General features: G+C 40.5%; 21 protein-coding genes and 1 pseudogene. 14 read left to right on the top strand and 8 right to left on the bottom strand.

Going from position 1 to position 19,982, the window contains the following annotated elements; translation table 11 throughout:
- Nucleotides 1–39: 39 nt before the first annotated feature.
- From DW738_RS03405 to DW738_RS03365, 9 genes and pseudogenes are all read left to right on the top strand, one after another.
- On the top strand, nucleotides 40–978 hold the full coding sequence (locus tag DW738_RS03405) for an ABC transporter permease (RefSeq protein ID WP_123160322.1): 939 nt from the start codon (nucleotides 40–42) through the stop codon (nucleotides 976–978).
- Nucleotides 975–1,784 carry an ABC transporter permease subunit gene (locus DW738_RS03400; protein WP_123160321.1) on the top strand — a complete coding sequence of 270 codons (810 nt, stop codon included), beginning with the start codon at nucleotides 975–977 and terminating at the stop codon, nucleotides 1,782–1,784. Before DW738_RS03405 ends, DW738_RS03400 begins: the two co-directional genes overlap by 4 nt.
- Entirely contained in the window at nucleotides 1,765–2,556 is a 792-nt protein-coding gene (locus DW738_RS03395; RefSeq protein ID WP_123160320.1) for an ABC transporter ATP-binding protein, read from the top strand. Before DW738_RS03400 ends, DW738_RS03395 begins: the two co-directional genes overlap by 20 nt.
- Nucleotides 2,543–3,199, top strand: a complete 657-nt coding sequence (locus tag DW738_RS03390; RefSeq protein WP_123160319.1) for a dipeptide/oligopeptide/nickel ABC transporter ATP-binding protein — start codon at nucleotides 2,543–2,545, stop codon at nucleotides 3,197–3,199. The genes DW738_RS03395 and DW738_RS03390 overlap by 14 nt, the downstream gene beginning before the upstream one ends.
- A gap of 39 nt (nucleotides 3,200–3,238) precedes the next feature.
- Entirely contained in the window at nucleotides 3,239–3,820 is a 582-nt protein-coding gene (locus DW738_RS03385) for a flavin reductase family protein (protein WP_023023437.1), read from the top strand.
- 337 nt (nucleotides 3,821–4,157) lie between these two features.
- Nucleotides 4,158–4,362 (top strand): annotated as a pseudogene (locus tag DW738_RS03380) (SDR family oxidoreductase); the annotation flags it as partial.
- Nucleotides 4,363–4,535: 173 nt separating this feature from the next.
- Nucleotides 4,536–5,138, top strand: a complete 603-nt coding sequence (locus DW738_RS03375; protein WP_123160318.1) for a hypothetical protein — start codon at nucleotides 4,536–4,538, stop codon at nucleotides 5,136–5,138.
- A gap of 109 nt (nucleotides 5,139–5,247) precedes the next feature.
- Nucleotides 5,248–5,883 carry a copper homeostasis protein CutC gene (locus DW738_RS03370; RefSeq protein WP_123160317.1) on the top strand — a complete coding sequence of 212 codons (636 nt, stop codon included), beginning with the start codon at nucleotides 5,248–5,250 and terminating at the stop codon, nucleotides 5,881–5,883.
- 76 nt (nucleotides 5,884–5,959) lie between these two features.
- Nucleotides 5,960–6,619 carry an MmcQ/YjbR family DNA-binding protein gene (locus DW738_RS03365; protein WP_123160316.1) on the top strand — a complete coding sequence of 220 codons (660 nt, stop codon included), beginning with the start codon at nucleotides 5,960–5,962 and terminating at the stop codon, nucleotides 6,617–6,619.
- 94 nt (nucleotides 6,620–6,713) lie between these two features.
- On the opposite strand, the gene DW738_RS03360 is transcribed toward DW738_RS03365, so the two are convergent.
- The 4 genes from DW738_RS03360 to DW738_RS03345 form a co-directional block, all read right to left on the bottom strand.
- A complete protein-coding gene (locus DW738_RS03360) occupies nucleotides 6,714–7,376 on the bottom strand; it encodes a hypothetical protein (protein WP_123160315.1) in 663 nt (220 codons plus the stop codon).
- A gap of 138 nt (nucleotides 7,377–7,514) precedes the next feature.
- The gene (locus DW738_RS03355; protein WP_123160314.1) at nucleotides 7,515–8,783 is read right to left on the bottom strand and encodes a PLP-dependent aminotransferase family protein; all 1,269 of its coding nucleotides are present in this window, start codon (nucleotides 8,781–8,783) and stop codon (nucleotides 7,515–7,517) included.
- A gap of 233 nt (nucleotides 8,784–9,016) precedes the next feature.
- Nucleotides 9,017–9,664: a hemolysin III family protein gene (locus tag DW738_RS03350; RefSeq protein ID WP_117744880.1), complete on the bottom strand. Its 648-nt coding sequence runs from the start codon at nucleotides 9,662–9,664 to the stop codon at nucleotides 9,017–9,019.
- Complete coding sequence (locus DW738_RS03345; RefSeq protein WP_181971088.1) at nucleotides 9,651–10,109, bottom strand: DUF1836 domain-containing protein; 459 nt, start codon at nucleotides 10,107–10,109, stop codon at nucleotides 9,651–9,653. Before DW738_RS03345 ends, DW738_RS03350 begins: the two co-directional genes overlap by 14 nt.
- Nucleotides 10,110–10,204: 95 nt before the next feature.
- Between DW738_RS03345 and yaaA the strand changes: the two genes are divergently transcribed.
- A complete protein-coding gene (gene yaaA, locus DW738_RS03340) occupies nucleotides 10,205–10,933 on the top strand; it encodes a peroxide stress protein YaaA (RefSeq protein ID WP_123160313.1) in 729 nt (242 codons plus the stop codon).
- Between the two features lie 556 nt (nucleotides 10,934–11,489).
- Here the strand turns inward: yaaA and DW738_RS03335 are convergent.
- On the bottom strand, nucleotides 11,490–11,936 hold the full coding sequence (locus DW738_RS03335) for a MarR family transcriptional regulator (protein ID WP_023023420.1): 447 nt from the start codon (nucleotides 11,934–11,936) through the stop codon (nucleotides 11,490–11,492).
- Nucleotides 11,937–12,233: 297 nt separating this feature from the next.
- On the opposite strand from DW738_RS03335, the gene DW738_RS03330 reads away from it, so the two are divergent.
- Nucleotides 12,234–13,412, top strand: a complete 1,179-nt coding sequence (locus DW738_RS03330) for a pyridoxal phosphate-dependent aminotransferase (RefSeq protein ID WP_123160312.1) — start codon at nucleotides 12,234–12,236, stop codon at nucleotides 13,410–13,412.
- Between the two features lie 193 nt (nucleotides 13,413–13,605).
- Here the strand turns inward: DW738_RS03330 and DW738_RS03325 are convergent, their stop codons facing one another.
- A complete protein-coding gene (locus DW738_RS03325; RefSeq protein WP_123160311.1) occupies nucleotides 13,606–14,658 on the bottom strand; it encodes a cell surface protein in 1,053 nt (350 codons plus the stop codon).
- A gap of 292 nt (nucleotides 14,659–14,950) precedes the next feature.
- Between DW738_RS03325 and asnS the strand changes: the two genes are divergently transcribed.
- Nucleotides 14,951–16,297, top strand: coding sequence for an asparagine--tRNA ligase (gene asnS, locus DW738_RS03320; protein WP_003014677.1), 1,347 nt, complete (start codon nucleotides 14,951–14,953; stop codon nucleotides 16,295–16,297).
- Between the two features lie 118 nt (nucleotides 16,298–16,415).
- A complete protein-coding gene (locus DW738_RS03315; protein WP_123160310.1) occupies nucleotides 16,416–17,615 on the top strand; it encodes an MFS transporter in 1,200 nt (399 codons plus the stop codon).
- Nucleotides 17,616–18,155: 540 nt separating this feature from the next.
- Here DW738_RS03315 and DW738_RS03310 read toward each other — a convergent pair.
- Together DW738_RS03310 and DW738_RS03305 are read right to left on the bottom strand one after the other, a co-directional pair.
- Nucleotides 18,156–19,373 carry a tyrosine-type recombinase/integrase gene (locus tag DW738_RS03310; protein ID WP_001291561.1) on the bottom strand — a complete coding sequence of 406 codons (1,218 nt, stop codon included), beginning with the start codon at nucleotides 19,371–19,373 and terminating at the stop codon, nucleotides 18,156–18,158.
- An 81-nt stretch (nucleotides 19,374–19,454) separates the two neighbouring features.
- Nucleotides 19,455–19,658 carry an excisionase gene (locus tag DW738_RS03305; protein WP_000814511.1) on the bottom strand — a complete coding sequence of 68 codons (204 nt, stop codon included), beginning with the start codon at nucleotides 19,656–19,658 and terminating at the stop codon, nucleotides 19,455–19,457.
- Here DW738_RS03305 and DW738_RS10380 point away from each other — a divergent pair.
- Entirely contained in the window at nucleotides 19,642–19,893 is a 252-nt protein-coding gene (locus tag DW738_RS10380) for a hypothetical protein (RefSeq protein ID WP_001845478.1), read from the top strand. The genes DW738_RS03305 and DW738_RS10380 overlap by 17 nt on opposite strands.
- Nucleotides 19,894–19,982: the final 89 nt, after the last annotated feature.

Genomic DNA, 19,982 nt, shown 5'->3' with positions numbered 1-19,982 from the left:
ACCGGGTCACATTGTTTTTAGGATCTAAGTTTATATGATATGAAAGCTATTTTTAAAAAAATTATTAGTTTTATAAGTGGTTTACTTGTTATCTCCATTATCACCTTTATCCTGACCAAATTTACATCGCAGGATCCAGCAGAAAATTATCTTCGAATCCGGCATTTGCCGATCACCCCTGCAGCTCTTGAAAATGCTAGAAGCTATTTGGGCTTGGATAAATCCTGGATTGAACAGTATTTTTCTTGGTTTGTTAAGGTCCTTCACTTGGATTTTGGGACCTCTTATTTACTGAAGGAATCAGTTGTCAGTTTAATTGCTAGTCGCTTCCTGTCTACTTTTTATTTAGGAGTGACATCCTTTATTCTGATTATTGTCGTTTCTATTCCCATTGGGGTTATCAGTGGTTTGAAGACCAATTCCTTCTTTGACAAATGTATTCGGTTCCTTGCTTTTAGCTCAGTATCCATGCCTGCCTTTTGGTTAGGGTACATGTTGATTTTTATTTTTTCTGTGAAATTAGGCTTATTGCCTGTATCGGGTAAAAATGAACCTTTAAGCATCGTCTTACCAAGCATCACTTTAAGCTTTTCACTGATTGGCCAATATATTGCCTTGGTGCGAAAAGCCGTATCGACCCAGCTTGAAAGTCCTCATGTTGAGAATGCGCGCATGAGAGGGGTTAAACTACGCTATCTTTTACCCAATCATATTCTTCGAAATGCTTTGCCCTCCATTGCGACTGGCTTAAGTCTAACCTTTGTTTATTTAATGACCGGTTCCTTGATTGTTGAAGAAGTCTTCGCTTGGAATGGATTAGGGAGTTTGTTTGTAGAGGCGATTCGATCGATCGATACTCCCTTAATTCAGGGATGTATGATGTTATTTGGCTTGCTATTCTTATTGAACAACGGTGTGATGCAAGCTGTCAACCACTGGATAGACCCACGAGTAAGGAAGAGAGGAGATAGTTCGTGAAAAAAAGTGTGATGTTTTCTATTTTCATATTAGGTCTCTTGCTTTTTCTTGCTTTGTTTGCCTCCTTTATAGCGCCTTATGATCCTCAGTATGTGGATGTTTCCAATAAGCTCCTAAGTCCGAGTTCTCAACATCTTTTAGGAACAGACCAATTGGGAAGGGATGTTTTCTCTAGACTCTTGTACGGGGCACGCTATTCCTTATTCTTAGCTGTTGCGATTAGCATCTTGGAAGTCGTTATCGGCTTTATCGTAGGCTTGGTTGTAGGGTGGTATCAGGGAAAAATGGAAGGAGCTTTTCTTTGGTTTACCAATGTCTTGATGGCCTTCCCAAGTTTTCTTCTCTCCCTAGCTACCGTTGGAATCCTAGGACAAGGGATGAGCAATATGATTATTGCCATTGTCATAATCGAATGGATCTACTATGCAAGGATTGTGACAAATCTGGTTATTTCTACCAAGCAAGAGCCCTATGTGATTAGTGCTCAGATCATGGGAATGGGCTCATTTCATATCCTCAAAAAGCATATTTTGCCTTTTATCTACAAGCCAGTACTGGTGATTCTTCTCATGAACATCGGGAATATCATTCTGATGATTTCTGGATTTTCTTTCTTAGGAATTGGTGTCCAACCAAATGTTTCGGAGTGGGGTTTAATGCTCCATGATGCGCGTGCATATTTCCGAGTTGCACCTTGGATGATGATCGCACCTGGCTTAGCTATCTTTTTAACCGTTATTTCTTTTAACCTATTTGGTGAATATATCGAAGAGAAAGGAGAGAAGAATGGCATCATTCATCATTAAAGATCTTTCTCTTGTAGATCAGGAGGAGTCTCGTCTAGATCGGGTTTCTTTCACCCATCCCTTAGGAGAATCCCTATTAGTGGTGGGAGAAAGTGGATCAGGAAAAACGCTCTTAACCAAGGCTTTAATAGGGATTATTCCTCGGAACATGAAACAGACCGGATCGATTCATTATGGAGATCTCCATCTCGATTCTTTTTCAGACAAAGACTGGAACGCCTTTAGAGGGCAGAAGATCGCCTACTTGGTTCAAAATCCCATGTCTATGTTTAATCCCTTTCAAACGATTTGGACGCATTTCTATGAAACCATAAAAAGTCATTCAACTCTTTCCAAAAGTGAATGCCACAAGAAAGCTCTTGACATTTTAGAAAAGGTTCGGATCGCAAATCCGGAAGCGGTTCTCCATCAATATTCCTTTGAACTGAGTGGAGGTATGCTCCAACGGATTATGTTAGGCATTATCTTATGTCTAGATCCAGAAACGATTATACTCGACGAACCAACCTCAGCAGTCGATCGTGTGAACCGTGAGATGATTCTTAGTTTGATCAAAGACTTACTGGCTCAGCACAAGACGGTTATTACTGTTACCCATGACTATTATTTGGCGAAGGAACTCGGAGGCAATATGTTGGTCATGGAGAAGGGGAAGGTAGTTGAATTTGGCAAAACTGAGGATCTTTTGACAGCTCCAAAAGAAAGCTATACCAAGGAATTATTCTTAGAACAAGATTTGAAGCAGGTGATCAGAAATAATGCTGGAATGTAAAGATATTACGGTCAACTATCAAGGAAAAACTGTATTAGACCATTGTAATCTATCCATAAAAAAAGGTGAAATTGTCGGAATTATGGGAGAAAGTGGGAGTGGCAAGTCCACCCTGGCAAGAGTCATCTTAGGAATTGAAAAGCCAACTCAAGGCCAGGTTCTCTTAGATGGTAAAACCTATTCCATCAAAGAGGATGGCGTTCGCATCTTAGTTGTTTTCCAAGATTCTTTTCACGCAGTGAATCCACGATTTAGTGTTCAAGAAATCTTGTTAGAAGCTCTTCCCAAGGATTTTCCGATGGATCAGGTCCACACTGTTTTAAAAGAGGTCGGTCTACCATCAGAAGTACTAGAAAAAAGAGCAAGAGAATTAAGTGGTGGCCAGCAACAGAGAGTTTGTATTGCCAGAACCTTGCTCCTAAACCCAGATATCATTATTTTTGATGAATCCCTCAGTGGTTTAGATCCCAAAACCCAGGTTCAGATTTTACAATTGCTTTATAAGATTCATGGTAAGTATCAGAATACCTTTATCTTCATCGCACATGATGAGCAATTGTGCCGGGCCATTTGTGATCGCACCCTGATCTTAGAAAATGGTCAATTTACCCGCGAACTTCAGGATGTAGCAGAAGCGACCTGATCTTCCAAGGAAACAAGAAGCAATAAAAAGGAGAAATGTGTGAAACAAACATTCGAAACACGTAAATTATATTTTGGATTTCCTGTATTTTTCTTAGGATACAAGGATGAGGTACATGGCTATAATATTTCGACCTCTAGCTCAGCCTATACTCTGGGAAGTATGATGGTGGTCGCTATGAGAACGAAAGGGAATGCCGTCACAGAAATTAAAAAACACGGTTCCTTCACCGTGAATATCCCTACCGAAGAGCTCTTAACAGAGGTTGAAATTGCTGGTTTTAATAGCCGAAAGGACAAGTTTGCTCTTACAGGTCTAGATTATACAATTGGGGAGACAGTAGACGCCCCAATGGTGACGGCTTGTCCAGTTTCCATTGAATGCCAAGTTGTTGAATTTGTAGAATGCGGAGCATTGACCAATATTATCGCTCGAGTAACCCGTCGTGAAGTAGAAGAAGACTTGATTGACGAAGATGGTAGCTTCAAGAGCGATACTTTCTCACCGATCAGCTATATTGGAGATGGCGCTGGCCGTTATTATAGAAACTATAAAGATGGTGGTGTTCAGATGGGAAGCATCATCAAGAAAATCAGAGAAAATGAAGAAAGAGATAGTTAGTTATTAATGACTATAGTATGTAATTATTCTGATTGCAATTGGAACATAAAATAGCACTCTGGATAAATCCAGGGTGCTGTTTTAATGAGTATTGTTACTTTCCATTTCTTAGAACAAGCTATAGGTTAGGTAGAAAGCTAAAAAGAAAATAATGATAGCAATTACATATTGAACTGGCTTAGGTAAGTTATTCAATTGATCCGTGAATTCTTTCATTATTCTGATCAGCTTATTGTTTGATTTTCTTATGATTAGTGTAGCACGAAATAATCCTCAAAGTATATATACACGAGGAATTTTGTCAAAAAAACTACCAGTTATTCAGCAGTTATCTTATTTAATTCAATGTTGCTCACGAAGTTGGTAAGAATGCAGGCAAAGACGATGAATGGGGTATGCAAACCTTCGCGAAAGATATCACTTTGAAACGTCTTTCTGAACCAGAAGATGTCGCTGCAGCGGTTAGCTTCCTTGCTGGTCCTGATTCAAACTACATTACAGGACAAACCATCATCGTGGATGGTGGAATGCAATTCCATTAAGATAAAGCAAGAGGTTGGGACCTTGTCCAGCCTCTTTTCTTATTTAGATCATGCTCCTTCGAGTCGCTTTTTTTTAGAAATTAGGGTAGAATAGAAGTCATATTTTGAAAAAGAATGGACCGATATTGAAGAGAAGATTTCTCTTATTTATAAAATTGAAAAGAGGTGACCATATGTGGAAATGGATTAAACGACTCATTGGACTGATTTTCCTCTCAGTGATAGTCTTAGCAGTTTTCTTGATACCGGCAAAGGTTTCGACTCAAGAGCAATTTAAAAATGTGACAGTGAATACCTCGCTGGTAGATCTGGCTCAAGAGGGCCTCTCTACAGCAGATGTGACTGCTTCTGGCCTACAAACAGAGCTTCAGCTCAATTCTCCTCAATTGCGCCAAGTAATTAAATCCATGGCAGGGGAAATGACGGATGAAACCCTCCTCAGTACAGCGGTCTCTATGAATGGAGAATATGTCAATGTTCAAGTTCCAATTGAATTAGGACCGGTTGAAACCATGGTGAGTATGGATTTTTCAGTGAGTATAACCGATCAGCAATTAACCTTGAACCTCGAACGGACTCGACTAGGTCATCTGCCGATTCCACGTAGCTTGGTTGCTTCAAAGATTGCAGAAAAAGTTAACCAAGAGGGAACAGGAGCTACTATGACAGGGAATCACATTCAACTGACCTTGCCAACAAGTGGCTACCAAATCCATTCTGCCAAGGTCGAAAAAGGGAACATGCTTCTACAAATTATTGTTCCAATTTCTTATTAAGAATCAACCATTGGTTTCTGATGAGGCCGATGGTTTTTCTAATTGACAAAGCCTCGAAAAAAGAGTAAGGTAGAACAAGAAACCGATTTCAAATACAGGGAGATTTAGGATGCCACTATATGAATTTTGTGCAGAGAACATAACTCTGTTAGAGAAGGCTTTTCAAGCAGGAGCGGGTCGTGTAGAATTATGTGATAACTTAGCGGTTGGAGGTACGACTCCAAGCTATGCTGTGATTAAAGAAGCTGTTCGAATTGCTAAAGAGTATCAGGCCAAGGTTATCGTCATGATCCGTCCACGAGGAGGAGACTTCGTTTATTCTAAGCAAGAGCTAGACATCATGTTAGAAGATTGGAAAGTTGCTCGTGACTTGGGTGTTGATGGCTTGGCTGTTGGAGTCTTAACGGCAGACAATCAGCTGGATAAAGCCGCCATGCTGGGTTTCATCGAAGCCAGTCAAGGCTTCGAGTTGACCATGCATATGGCATTTGACCAGATCCCTTTAGAAGATCAAGCGTCGACGATTGAATGGATGAAGAAAGAGGGCGTGACGCGACTATTAACGAGAGCGGGAAGTCCAGATACCGACTTAGACCAACGTTTGAAACGGTATGAAGAGTATGCAGACCTAGCGGATGGCCAGTTGGAAATCTTGGCAGGTGGTGGTATCTCTTTGGAGAATCGACAGCTTTTCCTTGATGTTCCGGGGGTGGATCAGGTTCATGGAACTCGCGTTGTCTTTTAAATCCATATGAGTTGAGAACCATTCTCAGCTCATTTTTTGCTTCTTTTTGGTATACTGGAGGAAAAGGAGTAGACCAGTGTTTTTACCAGATTATTTTGAGAAATATAGTATAGATAAAGAAAAAGCCCTGGCTTATGGATTTTCAAAGCAGGGAGAGAAGTTTCACTATCAACAACTAATCCTAGATGGAGATTTCAAGCTCTATGTGACTGTCCAAGGTAAGCAAGTGCATTTTTGGTTGGTGGATCAAGAGACAGGTGATGACTATGTGCAATTGCATATGGACCAGATGGTAGGTCAATATGTGGGTCAAGTTAGAGAAGCTTGCCAGCAAGTCTTAGAAGACATCAGAAGCTCCTGTTTTGCTGTCAAAGACTTTCTATACCCTCAGACCAAGCGCTTGGTGGATTGGATCAGCCAGAAATATGACCGGCCCATTGAATACCTCTGGGACCGCTCACCAGACTCGGGTGTCTTTCGTCATCAAAAAGATCTCAAATGGTTTGGTGTCTTAATGAAGATAGACTGGTCCAAGCTAGATGCTAGGCAAGAAGGCAAGATTGAGGTCTTAAATCTTAAGTTGGATCATGTCAGCCAACTCTTAGAAGAGCCTCATTTCTATCCAGCCTATCATATGAACAAGAAGTACTGGATCAGCATCCCCTTGGATGGACGAGTAGAGGACGAACTACTCTTTGAGCTTGTAGGGAAGAGTTGGGCCTTGACCAAGAAGTAAGGGGTTAACCCAACTCATAAGTAAAAGTGAATGAAAAATATAAAGAGGCTAGGACAGAAGTCCTAGCCTCTTTTATCGTTAAGAATTTCCTATCCTATTGTTCTTTGGTCAATGAGAAATGGAAATCTCTATAATTATTGTAGTCAAAATCTGTGTTGATATCAGTAGTGAAGGCTATTGGAGTATAATGTCCTTCCTCTAGGATAAATCCTGGTTTGAAACGGAAATTTGCAACTCCTAAACCGGTAATACCGGGAAGTAGTGCATCTGCACCATTTAGTCCTTCTGAATCCCAGTAATAAACATTCCCAGATGCTTGAATAGCTTTTGAAGTATAGGTAGCTGTGCGGGTTGGTTCACTATCATTTTTAAAGCTCACAACAGTTGTGATATCACCATTGGCTTCAACAGTCATTTTGATGCTATCTGCTTGAGGACTAGAGCCTACCCAAGTACCGACAAGATCTGCAGGAACGACAGTTTGATTAGTTGAAGCGGTATCTCCCGCCTTACTTGCTTCAGATGAAGCGGGTGTACTACTTGCCTGATTTGAAGAATCGACCCCTTCTTTTGTCTGAGAAGAAGAAACTGTCGTTTTCTTGTTTAAACTAGCTTTTGGTTTTTTCTCAACTTTTGAGCTAGAAGCTTTTTCGGATGAAGCAGTAGTTTTTGTTTTTGTGCCACATCCTCCCAAAGCAAGTCCAAGTGATGCAGCCGCAAGAGAGGCTGCAGTCCAACGAATAATAGATCGTTTCATAAGATCACCTCTATATCTTTCTGACTTAGATTATACTCCTATTGTTACAGATGTCAAGTTTTTTGTAATAAATGAAATATTTTTGTAACATAGTTTTATATATAAAAATAAATCATGAGATAATCGGCTGAGAATGCATCACAGATAAGCTTGGATCTTTACCAATACATCTTCCAGTTTGTCCTGATCAATACGGGCAAAGGCATAGGGACAAGTTTGGATATAGGCTGATTCAAAGAAGTGAAGAGGGAGACCGCTATGCTTTAGTCGTGCGACTGAAGGAACTTGTCTCAAATCTAGCAAGACTCCTCCAATGACAGTCCAAGATGGGATGGGGAGTGATTGCTGATGGAGTAGTGAAGTAGCCTGCTCTTTTTGGATGGCTTGCTGTTGGTGAAGGAGTTTTTTGTTTTTGGCAAACATGCCATTATCAATATAGAGGCTTAAGGCCTTCTGCATGACCAAGTTACTTTCGTAGTCAAGTGTTCCTTTTAGTTTTAAGACAGGAGCAAGGAGAGCTTGTGGCAGGACCATAGAAGTGATCCGAAGGGCAGAAAAGAGGCTGGTAGAAAAAGACTTGATGTAGATGACTCGGTCAGATGCATCCAGGTAATGAAAGCTAGGAGAGAAATATGGATCATAATCCCCCAGGTAATCGTCCTCGACAATGTAGACATCATAGAGGTCTGCTAAGGCTAATATCTGTTCCTTCTCTTGCTTGCTATAACTATGTCCTAGCGGGTAATGGTGACGAGGAATGGTATAGAAAAACTTGATCTTGCCAGTTTTGAAGATGGCTTCCAGTTGGTCAAAGTCAATTCCTTGAGGCAAGCGGTTAATGGTCTGATAAGGTAAGTCTTGGTCCTGAATTAACTTGTTGATGCGGTAATAGGTTGGTTGCTCTACTAAAATTTCTTCTTTTTGGTTGGGAAAGGCAACTTGGCTTAATAGGTAGAGGGCCTGCTGGGTTCCTGAGGTAATAATGATTTGTTGCTCTTGGATGTAAATAGACTCTTCTTGAAGAAGGGAGGCAATAGACTGACGGAGGTCGACTAAGCCTTCTTGCTTTTCATAATAATTGAAGAGGTAATTGTCACGACCTACCAAGGTTTCATTGATACAAGTCCGAAAGTCTTCAAAGGCCTGGAAGCGATCTTCCTTGAGGCGTAGAGGCAAGTCGGTATGCTTTCCAGACTCTTCCTCCAAGACATAATAGCCACTTTGGGGTTTGGCATAGATGTAGTTTTTATAGCTGAGCTCGAGCAAGGCACGCTGGACAGTGTCCTTACTGCAGGCATACTGACTGGCCAGTTGGCGAACGGAAGGTAGGCGGTCTCCAGTTTTTAGGATTCCTTGGTCAATCTGGTTTTTCAATGTTGTAAAAATCTTTTGGTATTTGGTTGTCATAACTGTCCCCGTACAATTTTTCTTTATTGTAGTCAATTGGGGTTAAAATTGCAAGTAAAGAATAATAAAAGAGACTCCCATTTTGAGAGTCCCTGATCGATGATAAAGTTTCACCATCTATTTAAATCAAGCTACTAGTCATTCATTTTAACTTTTTCAGCATCACTTGAATTGTATTAAATAAAAATGTAGGTCAATATTCTTAGATTCCCATTTTTTGGAGTCCCAGTCTTTTACATAACATACACAATCGCGATATATTGGAGAGCAGAAGCTGCTAAGATGAAGAGGTGCCAAATCATGTGGAAATAAGGTTTCTTTTTGGCGTAAAATCCAGCTCCAACTGTGTAGCATAGGCCCCCCATCAGCATTAAGCCCCAGAAAGTTGGGCTTGTTTGGCTGATGATCTGAGGGATGATGAAAATCACCAACCAACCCATAATCAAATAGAGGGCCAGGCTGAATTTTTCATTCACCTTCTTAGCAAAAATCTTGTAGAGTATCCCAAAAATAGTCGTCCCCCATTGAATCAGTATAATGGCATATCCCAACCAGTTGTTCATGAGAGAAAGGACGACGGGTGTGTAGCTTCCCGCAATGGCAATATAAATCATGGAATGATCGATGATTCGAAGGACATACTTCTGAGGTGAGTCATAGGCCATAGCATGGTAGATGGTCGATGAGAGAAACATGAGAAAGAGACTGATCACAAAAATAGAAGTCCCGACAGCTGATAGGGTTCCGTGTGTTTCATAACTATAGATGGCAGAAGTTGGTAGAAGAAAGAGCATCAAAACGGCACCGACTGCATGGGTGACACTATTTGCGACTTCCTCTCCAAAAGACAGGCGCTTACTTAATTTACTAGCATAATTCACTTTCATTTTCCTCCTCTGAACGAACATGGATATAGGATAGGGTTTCTTGGTAGAGCAGAACAGTACGACAGGCAGATTCGATAATAGGCGCTAAAGGTTCTTTTTCCTCATGTAGGAAGTCTACAAAACAATTATAGAGCTCTGCGGAATCGGCTTGCTTCTGCAAGAGATTCAAAGTTGCTGCAATCTCCTGGATGGAAAAGACCGTTTTTAAGGTCGTAATAGCAATGAGGCGTGCGACCTGTTGTCTTTTGTATTTCTTCTTATCTGGTTTTGGCAAGTAGCCGTGTTTGACATAGTTATTAACCATGGAGGCTGTCAAGCCCTTGTCTGTTTCGGTAATAAAAGGCGAACAGACTTTATTTACATAGAGGAGGACTTGGTCCAGATAGAGGTCAATCTCAGGAATTTCCTCCCACTTAGGATAGTTGTAGTTAAACAAAATAGTTATTACCTCTTTAATATCTAGTTTCGATAACTAGATGATAGCATGAAGGCGATTTTATGTCAAGTGAAAATGAAATATGGTACAATAACCCTATGAAACTATTAATTCCAACCGCAAAAGAAATGAATCTGGATACCCCTCAAAGATCTGGGAATCCTGTATCGAGTGAAACTCAAGAGGTTATTCATGCCTTAGCTGCATTATCTCTAGAAGAGTTAGCCTCTCTCTATAAGATTTCAGAAGAGCGAGCAAGCGAAGAGGAGCAACGGATTCAGGCGCTCCTGTCTGGATCGGCTTCGACCTACCCTGCTTTGAGGCTCTTCGACGGCCTCATGTATCGGAATATCCGCCGGACAGACTGGACAGAAGCAGAAGAAGCTTACGTAAAAGAACACCTCTTGATCACCTCAGCTCTTTATGGGGTGATTCCAGCCCTTGCTACGATTGCTCCCCATCGTTTGGACTTTCTAATGAAGCTCAAGGTTCAGGGGAAATCCTTAAAGGCTTTTTGGAAGGCCAGCTATGATCAAGCCCTTCAGGATGAAGACCTCATTATTTCTTTACTTTCTAGTGAGTTTGAGACAGTCTTTTCTAAAGAGATTCAAGATCGGATGGTGACCTTTAAATTCCTTGAAGAAAAGAACGGTCAGTTAAAGGTTCATTCGACCATATCTAAGAAAGCGCGTGGGGCTTTTGTGACAGCTTTACTCGAGAAGCAGGTCACGACAGTTGAAGACTTGAAGCAGCTAACCTTTAATGGCTTTGCATACCAGTCTGAGTTATCGACTGAAAAACAATTAGTCTTTGTGAAATATGAGTAAAATAGAAGGTACTAGTCATTGTTGGCTAGTACCTAAAAATGTGTTCAAACTATTTTTTACATAATATAGCTATATGATTTAAATAAACGAACTTATTTAAGTTGTTTAGTCATAGCTAAAACTTTCCGCCGTGAGAAAAGTGCCTGAAACAATTATGTTTCAGGCACCCGGAATTATTGAGAGTAAAACAGTTTGGGTAACTGTTATAGCCTGAGCCAAGAAATTAAAGAGCGAAGAGGCTCAATACAAATTGAACACGGGCTGCGGATTGTGTCAAAAAGATAAGTCTTCCTAGAATCTAAAGATTCTGCGTCAAACTTCCTATTTTGACTTTCCCGCAGACGCCCTTTGTATCTTGTTTTAGTCATGGAACTTTGAAGAAGTTCGCTGGTGTCCGAACTCACCTAAGGAAAGTTTTTAAGAGGACCTTACCTCTAATCTCATGTACTAGTCAACAGTAACTAGTACATTTTGTTTTTGAGAATCAAAAAGCTGTGTTCCTAGCTCGCTACTAAAGGAAGTTGGCGATGAACACAGCTGAAGGAATGGATAGAATTTAGTGGGAGCCCTTTAACTTCTTCAGAAGAGTTTGTAGTTGTTTGTGCTCTTCTTCGCTAAAGACACTCATGACTTTTTGAACATTTCGGATATGATCAGGAAGAACTTCGATAATTTTTTTACGGCCCTTTTCTGTCAAAGAAACAATACAGGCACGACGGTCGTCTGGATCGGTTTCGCGCTTGATCCATCCATCACGCACCATATTTCGAATCACGACGGTCATATTTCCAGAGGTAGCTAAAATACTGTCAATCAGGTTTTGGATACGGAGATCCCCCTTACTGTACAAGGTTTCCAAAACGGAAAACTGAGTAGGGGTCAACTGATGATCCTTAAAGACATGGGACTCTGCTGCACGAAAAGTCCGTTCTGCCTTGTGAAAGACAATCATGGTTTTTAATTCTGTTTGGGCTTCTTCAAATAGTTTCTCTAAATTCTTCATAGTATCATTTTAGCAATAAATAGTATTAGACGCTATTAAGCCTTAATATCAAATAGATTACAGGTGGGTGACAAGGTAAGGGAATTATGAACAGAAGAAATCGGTCTGTTAACTTTAATCTCAAATTATTTACTTATCGAATAGTAAGAAGGGGTAAAGTTTCTGGGCAATCCTTAGTAAAATCTTGCTCCAAGTCAGATAGATGGTGTATAATATAGGTGTTGTTGCCAGTTTTGGTAGAATCTTAGTCTAAATTGGTTCGTCTGTAGCTGGTCCCAGATAGAAAGTAGGTAAGGTATGAAAATTTCTGATCGTGTATTAAAGATGGAAGAAAGTGTCACCCTAGCAAGTGATGCCAAAGCGAAAAAATTAAAGGCAGAAGGAAAAGATATCCTCTTTCTAACCTTGGGCCAGCCTGATTTTCACACTCCTGAGAATATTCAAAATGCTGCAGTCGAAGCCATTCGAGATGGGCGTGCTTCCTTTTATACGGTTGCTTCTGGTTTACCTGCATTAAAGGCTGCTGTCAATACCTATTTCGAACGCTACTATGGATATTCAGTAGCTCCAAACCAAGTTACCTTCGCGACAGGTGCTAAGTTCTCACTTTATACCTTCTTTATGGCTGTGGTCGATCCTGGCGATGAAGTGCTCATTCCGACCCCCTACTGGGTTAGTTACGGGGACCAAGTTCTGATGGCAGAAGGTGTTCCTGTTTATGTTAAAGGAACTCAAGCCAATAACTTTAAAGTCACAGTGGAGCAATTAGAAGAGGCTAGAACAGAAAAGACTAAGGTCTTGGTTTTGAACTCACCATCTAATCCGACTGGAATGATTTATAGCAAAGAAGAACTCTTAGCGATTGGAAATTGGGCTGTAGAGCATGATATTCTTATCCTTGCAGATGATATCTATGGTCGCCTGGTTTATAACGGGAATGAGTTCGTTCCAATCTCAAGCTTATCCGAAGCTATCCGCAAACAAACGATTGTGATTAATGGAGTTTCTAAAGCCTATGCCATGACTGGTTGGCGGGTTGGCTATGCGATTGGAGACCCAGAGATTATCGCAGCCATGAGTAAATTGACTGGTCAGACAACTTCGAACCTGACAGCTGTTTCACAGTACGCAACAATTGAAGCTCTAACTGGTCCGCAAGACTCAGTAGAAGTCATGCGTCAAGCCTTTGAGGAGCGCTTGAATACTATATATCCTCTCCTGTGTGAAGTTCCTGGCTTTGATGTGATCAAGCCCCAGGGAGCCTTCTATCTCTTCCCTAATGTCACAAAAGCCATGGAGATGAAGGGCTATTCAGATGTGACAGAGTTTGCAACTGCTATTCTGGAAGAAGTAGGGGTTGCCCTTATTACAGGAGCTGGATTTGGAGCACCAGAGAATGTCCGACTTAGCTATGCTACTGACCTGGAGACTCTAAAGGAAGCTGTTCGCCGCTTGCATCAATTTATGGAAAATTAAAAGAAAAGAGGCTGGGACAAAAGTCCTAGCCTCTCAATTGTCTTTGGATTGTCGAGCAAGACGCAGTGGTTGAGTGGGCTCTATTACGCTGATTTCACAGCTTTTACAGCCCTACTCAACTGTGCGGAGGTGGGACGACGAAATCGAATTCTAACGAATTACCGATTTCTGTCCCACTCTCTTCTTTATTGACTTATAAGTAATCAACAGAAAGAATTGTGCTTCCTTTTTTCACAGGTACACGGGTCTTAGCCCCATTGTTCCCTTTTGGAAGGCGGAACTTTTTCACTTCTGGACTAGAAGGTTTTGATTGAGTATTCTTGCTAACCGGTACACGTGTTTTCACTCCCTTATTTCCTTTTGGAAGACGAAGTTTTTGACTAGGTTTTTCTGGAACAGAAGGAGTCACAGGTTTTTCAACAACAGATGTAGTGACTTCTTTATAGAAATAGGTCACTGTCACCAAGTTAGAAACATGAAGTTTGTGGGAGGTCAATTCCCCTTTATCAGCTGATTGGTAGACATATGTTTTTCCATTGGCTTGGATTTGTGCTGGTGCTGTTGGAAGACCAGCTTCATAAGCCAAATCAAGGCTGCGCTCGACGCTGTTTTCTTGTGAAGGCGCAATTTCTTGTCCATTTTCATCCATAAAACGAGCTCGTTTCACAACGTCTGGATTCAAATCAATATCGTCATAGAGATGAATGACTTCAATGACTGGTGCTGTAGCAGTCCCTTTTTCAGGAGCGCTATTGTAATGGAAGCCATCTTTAGCACCTAGATCTAAGTATCTTATGCGGTACCATGTTTTTCCATTTTCGTCTGTAACTGTTGCTGGACCATTCCCAGAGACGTCATATTCAGTAAAAGCATGGGCTTCAACTGTTTTGTAGACGACATCTGTTGAAGTAGCGACTGGATAATAGTCTGGTTTAAGAGTCCGACGACGATGGATGACACGAATTTCAGAGATTCGTGGATCCACTGGAGTCTCAGCAGGAGCTGGGGTTGATTCCTCAGCCGTCAGGCTAGCTGTTTCTTCGCTCGGAAGTGGGGATATTGTTTCATTGGTAATTGCAGTAGCTGAACTCTCTGAAATGACTGAAACAGGAGCAACCGTATCTTGTCGTTCAGAGATAGGAGCAGTGACAGGGGCTGTCTGCTCATCCGCAAAAGTGGTTGTTGCGAGACTGAGGGCTAAAACAGCTGCACACAATCCCGTGGTGAGTTGAATTTTCTTTTTCATATTTTCCTCCTTATACATACTGATAGTATAACTTGCAAGCTTTTTACTTGTCAAAAATGACTGCTATTGAGACTTAAAATGACAGGATTTTCCTTTGAAAAATCAAAATATAGGATAAAATATTTAAATCGGTTCAAGAATTTGAAAAAGTTGATTTATTTTTTTATTAAAAGTCAGTTTTCGTAAAAAAAGCCGGATTTTTAGATTGTGAGAGATAGCTATCGGCTCTTATTTGTGGTAAAATGAAAGGTGATCATGTCTTCGGACAAGTTTAACGAGAAAAGGAAGATGTATTATGACAAAACGGATTACCATCATTGAAGTTAAAGACTACGTCGGTCAAGAAGTGACTATCGGTGCTTGGGTTGCTAACAAATCAGGAAAAGGGAAAATTGCTTTCTTGCAATTGCGTGACGGGACTGCCTTCTTCCAAGGTGTAGCTTTCAAACCAAACTTTATCGAAAAATTCGGGGAAGAAGTGGGGCTTGAAAAATTTGATACCATCAAACGCTTGAGCCAGGAAACGTCTGTCTTTGTGACTGGGATTGTCAAAGAAGACGAGCGTTCTAAATTTGGTTATGAGCTCGATATTACAGACATTGAAGTCATCGGTGAATCTCAAGATTACCCAATCACTCCAAAAGAGCACGGAACAGACTTCTTGATGGATAACCGCCACTTGTGGTTGCGTTCACGCAAACAAGTCGCTGTTATGCAAATCCGTAACGCTATTATCTATGCAACTTATGAGTTCTTTGACAAGAACGGCTTCATGAAATTTGATAGCCCAATCCTTTCAGGAAATGCAGCTGAAGATTCTACAGAACTTTTCGAAACAGACTACTTTGGTACACCAGCATACTTGAGCCAATCTGGTCAGCTTTACCTTGAAGCTGGAGCTATGGCCCTTGGTCGCGTCTTTGACTTTGGTCCAGTATTCCGTGCAGAGAAATCTAAGACTCGCCGTCACTTGACAGAGTTCTGGATGATGGATGCGGAGTATTCATACTTGACACACGACGAGTCACTTGACTTGCAAGAAGCTTATGTTAAAGCGTTGCTTCAAGGTGTTCTAGATCGTGCTCCTCAAGCCTTGGAAACCTTGGAGCGTGATACAGAGCTCTTGAAACGCTACATTGCTGAGCCGTTCAAACGTATTACTTACGATGAAGCCATTGATCTCTTGCAAGAGCATGAGAATGACGAAGATGCTGACTACGAACATCTTGAGCATGGAGATGATTTCGGTTCACCACACGAAACTTGGATTTCAAACCACTTTGGTGTACCAACCTTTGTGATTAACTACCCAGCAGACATCAAGGCCTTCTACATGAAACCAGTTCCTGGGAACCCAGATCGCGTGCTTTGTGCAGATTTGCTTGCACCAGAAGGTTACGGAGAAATCATCGGTGGTTCAATGCGTGAGGAAGACTACGATGCCCTTGTCGCTAAGATGGAATCACTTGGTATGGATCGTACAGAATACGAATTCTACCTTGACCTTCGTAAATACGGTACCGTACCACACGGTGGATTTGGTATTGGTATTGAGCGGATGGTCACCTTCGCAGCTGGAACTAAACACATCCGTGAAGCTATTCCATTCCCACGTATGTTGCACCGTATCAAACCATAATAACTATAAAAACGCCAGTTGGCGTTTTTACTTTAAATGAAAGAGGTGGAGGAAATGTAGGCAAATCTAGGTAAGTCTTTTAGAAACAATCATCCTACATATTGAAAGAGAGAAAACAATGTTTAAAAGAACTTACAAAGGCAATATTCCACTCCTAGCAGGACTGGAATTCACATCTTATTTTGGAATCACTAGTTTTTGGATTTTATTTTTCATTCAGAATGGTCTTTCCTTACTTCAAATCGGTCTATTAGAAAGTATCTTCCATGGGACAAGTCTATTGGGTGAGATCCCATCTGGTATGTTGGCCGATCGGTTTAGCTACAAGAACAATCTTTATTTGGCACGCTTGGCTAGTATTGTGTCTTCTATCTTGATTTTGTTTGGTCAAGGGAATTTTTGGATATATGCGATTGCGATGATGGTCAATGCTTGGTCCTACAATTTTGATTCGGGGACCAGTACGGCTTTCTTATATGATTCAGCTGTAGAAGCGGGTAAAAAGGACCATTATCTTCAGATTTCTAGCTTCTTGTCTGGTGTGGCTGAAGTCACCCGAACTTTAGGGACAGTGGTGGCAGGCTTCTTTATTCACGGAGCATTGGCTTGGACTTACTTGATTGCTATTGGCCTTTCATCGCTATCCATTCTCTTGATTTTTCTAATGAAAGAGCCAGAGAGCAAGAGTGGTGAAAGAAATCACTTAGCCTTAAAACGGATATTGGTGGTAGTGAAACAAGAATGGCAGGAGAAACCAGTCTTGTTTTACTGGATGTTCACCTTTCAGCTGGTAGGAACCATCATGTGTATGTTTTATTTTTACTACCAACAGAAAATAAGTGACCTAGCCAGTTGGCAAGTATCGCTCATCATGCTTGTTGGTAGTCTCTTAAATCTTCTAGCGGTTTATCTGGCTAGTCAAATCGGAAAAAAATGGAATAGCAATCAAGTCTTTCCAATTTTAGTTGCACTGACAGGTCTGGCCTTGTTTTTGGTAGGTTTGAAGACTCCATTGGCCTATCTGAGTGTTTATCTTCTAACCAATGCCCTATACGCGGTTTATCAACCCATTTACTACAATGATTTACAAGGCTATTTACCATCTAGTGTTCGAGCAACCATGCTTAGTATCAATTCGATGATGTTTAGTCTATCCATGATCGTTATCTTCCCACTGACTGGTTGGTTTATCGATACTTGTGGATTTGTAGCTGTTTTTCTTGGGCTAGGACTTATAACACTTATCACTTTCCCTCTCTTACTGATGGGACTAGGAAAAATGGGCAATATTTTAAATAAGGGGACAAAGATGGAATAATATTCCTAACCTTCATTTGTCTAAACAAGATTAAATGGGACAAGAACTAAACGAATTTTCTATGTGTTTAGAAGAATAAGATTGAAGACAAAGTCATCTTAGAAACTTTCCTTAGGCGAGAACGGACGTCAGCGAACTTCTATGAAGTTCCATGACTAATTATTGAGCCTGAGGTCTCAATAATTCCGAGTGCTAGAAACAATATTGTTTCTAGCACTTTTCTCACGGCGGAAAGTTTCAGTAGATGACTGAATAACTCTAACCAATAAAGTTATTTATCTTTATTGAAGTTAATAGATTTTTATAAATGAGCACTTGTCTACGTTTACACTCTCTCTGCTTTGCAGGGAGATTTTTTTTATCTTTAAACAAAGTATAAATTTCTAATTATCTTTTTATATTTTCTTAAATGCTCGTAAAGCCTTATTCTATGTGCTTTCGAGTATTTTTACTGTAGGAAGATACTTCACGTTTCTTTGCATATTTCCTCATGTCTTAGCTGTCAGAAGTGGTAAATAAGTAGTAAATTCATTTGTACTACTAAGCAACAAGACGCTCCTGTTGCTTCTCTTTATTCAAGCGTTTCATTTCTGCCATTGCAGAATCGAATGTTGCATGTGCGTAATAGTTCAGCGTCATGGCTATATTAGCATGTCCCATAATGTACTGTAATGCCTTTGGATTCATTCCTGCATTTGCATAGTTGGTACAGAATGTATGTCGCAAACTATGTGGAGTGATGTGTGGCAATTTATCCTCGTTATACTTATTGTATTTCTTAACAAGACCTTTCATCATGCCGTTGTAATCACTTGCCACTTTTGGATAGTTCTTTCTATTAAGAAAGAGGAAATCACTATATCCATCAATCTCAACACGCTTATCATTCTTTCGATTCGCTAACACTCGCTTAAATGCTTGATAGGCTTCTTCAACCATAGGAACTTGACGTTCGCCACTTTTGGTCTTTGGTGTTTCAATGTAGTACCCAATTTCAGTATCTCTCAATAGCTGATGGTCTATATTGACAAGACGATTCTCAAAATCTAAATCTGGAAGTGTCAAACCACCAAACTCTGAAATACGAAGACCTGTTTTTAAGAGTATCAGAATTTCATCATAATTTTTGCTGTAGGTTTTATCAGCTTTTGCAAAGGCTAACAGTTTTTCTTCCTGTTCTTCTGTTAGTACGGTCTTAGGGACAGTATCATCATCAAGAACTGCTTTCAGTTGAAAGTCAAATGGATTCTTCCGAACACAATCATCTTGTATAGCAATATAGAATGAAGCCTTTAAAGAACGTTTGTAGTTATTGATGGTTTGATAAGCATAACCATTTTCACTCATTCTAATAGCCCATTCTTTAGCGTCTGATGGCTTAATACTGTCAATACTTCTTACACCTAACTTGTCTTTCTTCAAAATATCCATAAGATATTTGCGTCCAGTTTCAGTGTTTTTTCTAACCTTTGGTCTTTGAGCGTTCTGTTTTGCGTAAAGCTGGCAGAGTGTCATTTTCTTTCCTACAACATCAATACCATCATGAATGTCTTTCTGTAACTCTGCGATTTTCTCTCTAAGTGAGATACAATCACGCTTTCCTGCTGGTACTCGGTCTGTAGCCACAAGTTTCCACGAGTAAACAAATTGCGGTTCTCCAAATGAATCTATATATTTGTATAAGTATCTTCCGTCTTTTCGTTGGCTCTCTCCAGTCTTTAAGATTCGACCTTTATTGTCACGTCTTTTTTCTGACATGGCATTTGCTCCTTTCCTTTATGGAAAGAGCCTTGATACGACTTAATACTATTTTATCATATACAAGACCCTTTGGCGACGCTAGATTGCGTCCAATGTATCTATAATTTTTTCAAATTGTTTTCGTTTAATCTGAATACGATTGCCATTCATAATCAGCCAATTTGCATTTTTATTTTCCTCTGCCAAGCGTCGTAGCTTGTTTTCGCCAATACGAAAATATTTTGACGCTTCTTCAATGGTTAGGGTATAACGTTCCCAAATAGGAATGTCAGTCTGCTTCATAAAATCCTCCTTTCCAAATCACTTATTTGGATTTCATAAAAGTTGTTTTACCAGCAATCGAACAGCTTTAGCAAAGCTCACGGGAGTTCCACCCCTGCATGGTTCTCATGTAGCCATACTCATTGCCTGCGACGGTTTTATCACGCTCGGACTATTGACTGTATGGGAGTATCATTATCACGATAAGAATGTCGTTGCAGGCAATCCTGCTAAAGATTGCTTCTCGGATCACTAACATGAATCGCTCGCTATCTTTATAAGATAGGTCATGGCGGTTAGTTCCGTTGGCTCTTTTCTTATCGAAACGTATTCGATTACTTTTAT

The organism is Streptococcus sp. AM28-20 (assembly GCF_003603595.1).
Lineage (GTDB): Bacteria > Bacillota > Bacilli > Lactobacillales > Streptococcaceae > Streptococcus > Streptococcus ilei.
This window is presented reverse-complemented; position numbering and strand designations above follow the sequence as displayed.